This is a genomic window from uncultured Gordonia sp., assembly GCF_937858515.1.
Classification (GTDB): Bacteria; Actinomycetota; Actinomycetes; order Mycobacteriales; family Mycobacteriaceae; genus Gordonia.
Genome location: NZ_CALLZT010000180.1, coordinates 1 through 3,958, shown reverse-complemented (window position 1 = coordinate 3,958; position 3,958 = coordinate 1). Strand labels below are relative to the sequence as shown.

4 protein-coding genes and 1 pseudogene are annotated in these 3,958 nt (G+C 66.5%); 3 read left to right on the top strand and 2 right to left on the bottom strand.

Features of this window, described 5'->3' with window-relative positions; all coding sequences use genetic code 11:
- From Q0627_RS17725 to Q0627_RS17715, 3 genes and pseudogenes are all read left to right on the top strand, one after another.
- A pseudogene (locus tag Q0627_RS17725) lies at positions 1-1,492 on the top strand (DEAD/DEAH box helicase); the annotation flags it as partial.
- A gap of 115 nt (positions 1,493-1,607) precedes the next feature.
- Positions 1,608-1,937, top strand: a complete 330-nt coding sequence (locus Q0627_RS17720; protein ID WP_298811735.1) for a hypothetical protein — start codon at positions 1,608-1,610, stop codon at positions 1,935-1,937.
- The gene (locus Q0627_RS17715) at positions 1,924-2,724 is read left to right on the top strand and encodes a DNA-formamidopyrimidine glycosylase family protein (RefSeq protein ID WP_298811733.1); all 801 of its coding nucleotides are present in this window, start codon (positions 1,924-1,926) and stop codon (positions 2,722-2,724) included. Before Q0627_RS17720 ends, Q0627_RS17715 begins: the two co-directional genes overlap by 14 nt.
- On the opposite strand, the gene Q0627_RS17710 is transcribed toward Q0627_RS17715, so the two are convergent.
- Both Q0627_RS17710 and Q0627_RS17705 read right to left on the bottom strand, forming a co-directional pair.
- A complete protein-coding gene (locus Q0627_RS17710; RefSeq protein WP_291020160.1) occupies positions 2,712-3,134 on the bottom strand; it encodes a pyridoxamine 5'-phosphate oxidase family protein in 423 nt (140 codons plus the stop codon). The genes Q0627_RS17715 and Q0627_RS17710 overlap by 13 nt on opposite strands.
- 194 nt (positions 3,135-3,328) lie before the next feature.
- Positions 3,329-3,958, bottom strand: a 630-nt coding sequence (locus tag Q0627_RS17705) for a glycerol-3-phosphate dehydrogenase C-terminal domain-containing protein (RefSeq protein ID WP_298811730.1), incomplete at its 5' end; no start/stop codon positions are given.

Here is a 3,958-nt window from a genome sequence, read left to right as displayed (position 1 = left end):
CATCTTGATCCCTGAGGCCGATGCGACGAAGGAGCGAGGGTCACGAAGGGTCCGGCGAGACGACACACCTGACGCAACCACACCAATCGCAACCGCAGCACCAAGTACCCAGTGGTGCCACTCCGACGTCCTGGCCCAGATCCGCCGCGAATCCCTGGCCGCGATCCGCGCCGACGTCGCCCCCGTCCCCACCGACACGTTCGCCCGCTTCCTCACCAACTGGCAGCACGTGAGCGGCCCGGACCGCCTGCGCGGCATCGACGGGGTGGCATCGGTGATCGACCAACTCGCCGGCTACCCACTGCCCGCGTCGGCATGGGAGTCACTGATCCTGCCGTCACGAATCACCGACTACTCCCCCACGATGCTCGACGAACTGTTGTCGTCCGGGGAGGTGGTGTGGGCCGGACACGGCCGCATCGGCGGTGCCGACGGACTGATCAGCCTCCATCCCGCCGACATCGCCCCGGTCACACTCGCACCGCCCACCGACATCGACACCACCGCCGTCCACGACCGGCTCCGCGAGATCCTGGCACCGGGCGGCGCACTCCGCTTCGGGCAGCTCACCGAGCATCTCGATACGAGCGAATCCGAGACCGAAACGGCGCTATGGGATCTGGTGTGGGCCGGTGAGATCAGCAACGATTCGTTCGTCCCGGTCCGGGCGCTGTTGTCCCCGCGCCGGACCGCCACGCAGCGCGCCGCAACACCGGCGCACCGTGGCCGGGGCCGCGCACCGCGCCTGCGAGCGTCTCGCCTGTCGACGAGATACCTTGGCGAACAGTCACTCTCACGCCCCGCAAGTCCGACCGCGGGCGGCCGCTGGTACCTGGCGGTGCGCCACACCCCCGCCACGGCAGCAGACAGCACTGTAGTCACCCAGACCGTCTGCGAGCTGTTGCTGAGCCGCTACGGTGTGGTCACCAAGGGCAGCGTCATGACAGAGGGCGTCGAGGGCGGGTTCTCCCGGATCTACAAGGCGCTGCACGTCTTCGAGGACAGCGGTCAGGTCCGGCGCGGCTACTACGTCGACGGTCTGGGCGGTGCGCAGTTCGCCAGTCCCGCCACCGTCGACGAATTGCGTTCGCACACCGACGACGATCGGAGCAAGAAGGCTCCAGAGGCGGTGGTGCTGGCCGCCTGCGATCCGGCGAATCCGTATGGAGCCGCCCTGGTGTGGCCGTCGGCGGAGGGCCACCGGCCGGGCCGCAAACCGGGCGCCCTGGTCGTCCTGTTCGACGGTCGCCCGGTGGTGTTCGTCGAACGCGGCGGCAAGACGGTCCTGACATTCTCCGACGACGACTCGACTATCCGCGCCGCAGCCGACGCACTTGCGACCACCGTCCGGTCGGGCCGGGTGGAACGCCTGACCATCGACCACATCGACGGACACCCGTCCCTACGTACCCTCCTCGGCCAGGCCCTCGTCGACGCCGGTTTCGCCACCACTCCCCGCGGTATCCGACTTCGGTACGGCACCCATGCGTAACGTCAGGCGCGAGCCGTCACCGGACCCTTCGAGACGCGGTCGGCTCGCAAGCTCGCGCGACCGCCCTCAGGGATCAAGAATCCTCCCGCCGACCACATCGCCCAGAACCACCAACTTGATCCCCGAAACCAAAAAGACACCAACGCAAGCCACCATCTTGATCCCCGAAACCAAAGCGACGAAAGAGCAAAGGTCACAAACCACCAATTTGATCCCCGAAACCAAAAAGACACCAACGCAAGCCACCATCTTGATCCCCGAAACCAAAGCGACGAAAGAGCAAAGGTCACAAACCACCAATTTGATCCCCGAAACCAAAAAGACACCAACGCAAGCCACCATCTTGATCCCTGAGGCCGAAGCGACGAAGGAGCGAGGGACGCGTTGGGTCCGGCGAGATGCCGCCCTGACGAAACCACCGGAGAACCCCCATGCCAGAAGGTGACACGGTCTACCAGGCCGCCGGCCGGCTGCGCCGTGCACTCGATGGAGAAGTATTGCGCTACAGCCAGTTCCGTGTGCCCGCGCTCGCAACCAAAGACCTGTCCGGACGCACGATCGCCGCGGTCCGATCACGCGGAAAACACCTGCTCATCGACATCGCCGCCACCGCAACGCAACCGGCCGTCAGCATCCACACGCACCTGAAGATGGAGGGCGAGTGGCACATTCACCGGGTCGGCACCCGCTGGCGCAAGCCCGCACACAAGGCGCGAATCATCCTGCGCACCAGCACATATGAGGCCGTCGGATTCGAACTGGGCATCGTCGAGCTACTCACCGATCCCGATGCGACGCTCGCCTATCTCGGACCGGATCTCCTCGGCGACGACTGGGATCCGGTGGAGGCGACCGACCGGATCACCGCCCATCCGGACACCCCGATCGGCGAGGCCCTGCTCGATCAGCGACTGATGACCGGCGTGGGCAACGAGTATCGCAGCGAGATCTGCTTCCTGCGCGGCGTCCATCCCGCCACCCCGGTAGCCGATGTACAGGTGGCGCCGATGGTCGATCTGAGCCGAAGACTGTTGTGGGCCAACAAGGACCGCACGGTCCGCGTCACCACCGGCAACACGTCCACGAACGCACGCCTCTGGGTGTATGGCCGCGACCGCAAACCATGCCGACGGTGCCGAACACCGATCGTGCGCACGATGCTCGGCCCGCCGGACCAGGTCCGGTCGATCTACTTCTGCCCGACCTGCCAGCCCATCTCTCAGACCGGGTAGCGCTCGGGTTCGGGCCCGAACACGAACCGCCGACCGCTGATACTGGAGACGTTGATCGCGACGTAGTTGTACTTGATGGTCGCCACCCACGGTTTGAGCGGCAGTTCGTCTGCCGCGTCGATCTCTCGCATCGACTCCAGCCGCTCGGCCGTTCCCTTCGCGATGACACTCCACCCACCGGCGTCGTCGTAGTTGTCGACCTCGAAGGCCACGTTGCCGTTGATGGCCAGTTCGGCGAGCTTGGTGCCCTCACCGGTCCGGAACACGACGCGTTCGCCGTCGACGACGTAGTTGAGCGGGAAGATGTCGGGTTCGCCGCCGACGCTCAGCCCGATCCGGCCGAGGGCCTGCGACTGCAGCAGCTCCCAGGATTCCTGGTCGCTGAGCACTGTGATCGGTTCGCCTGTCATCGCTGCGCCTCCTTGGTCGTGCCACTCGTCATCGATGAGAGCGGACACCGGGGAACGTCTCCGGACGCCCGTGGCCGTGAGCGACGATAACGGCCGACCCGGCCGGTAGGCCGGACCAACTCACGCCGTCAATCGTATCCCCGACGACCCCTACGGCGGAGGGTCTTCGCAGCTCAAAGGGACTTTCGTCCCCCCTACTCCGGGACCGGCACCGGCTCGAGAATCTGGCCCCGCGACTCCGGTGCCGAGGCACGCAGGGCGTCGGCCGACGCGTCGTCGGGTTCGCGCTGGGAGGCGATCTCGGCTTCCACCCGGGCGCGGTAAGTGTCCACCTCGTAGGCGATGTCCTCGGCCGACCAGCCCAGCGCCGGCGCCATCAGATCCGCCACCTCCTGCGCGCAGTCCACACCGCGGTGCGCGTATTCGATGGAGATCCGGGTGCGCCTGGCCAGCACGTCCTCCAGATGCAGTGCCGCCTCGTTGCGCACGGCGTACACGACTTCCACGCGCAGGTACTGCGGGGCCACTGCGAGCGGTTCGAGCAGCGACGGATCGTCGTCGGCGTACTGGAGCACATCGTCGATGAGGGAGCCGTAACGGTTGAGCAGCCGGCGGATCCGGTACGGGTGCAGGTTGAATCGCTGGCCGAGATGTTCGCACTGGTTGACCAGGGCGAAGTAGCCGTCGGCACCGAGCAGCGGCACTCGCTCGGTGATGGAGTGGGCCACCCGCGTGGGGATGTAGTCGTTGCAGGCGTCGACGGCGTCGGCCGCCATCACCCGATAGGTGGTGTACTTGCCGCCGGCGATCGACACCAGCCCGGG

Coding starts and splice junctions, on each gene's coding strand:
- Q0627_RS17715 (WP_298811733.1), top strand. CDS start 1,924: ATGCCAGAAGGTGACACGGTCTACCAGGCCGCCGGCCGGCTGCGCCGT.
- Q0627_RS17710 (WP_291020160.1), bottom strand. CDS start 3,134: ATGACAGGCGAACCGATCACAGTGCTCAGCGACCAGGAATCCTGGGAG.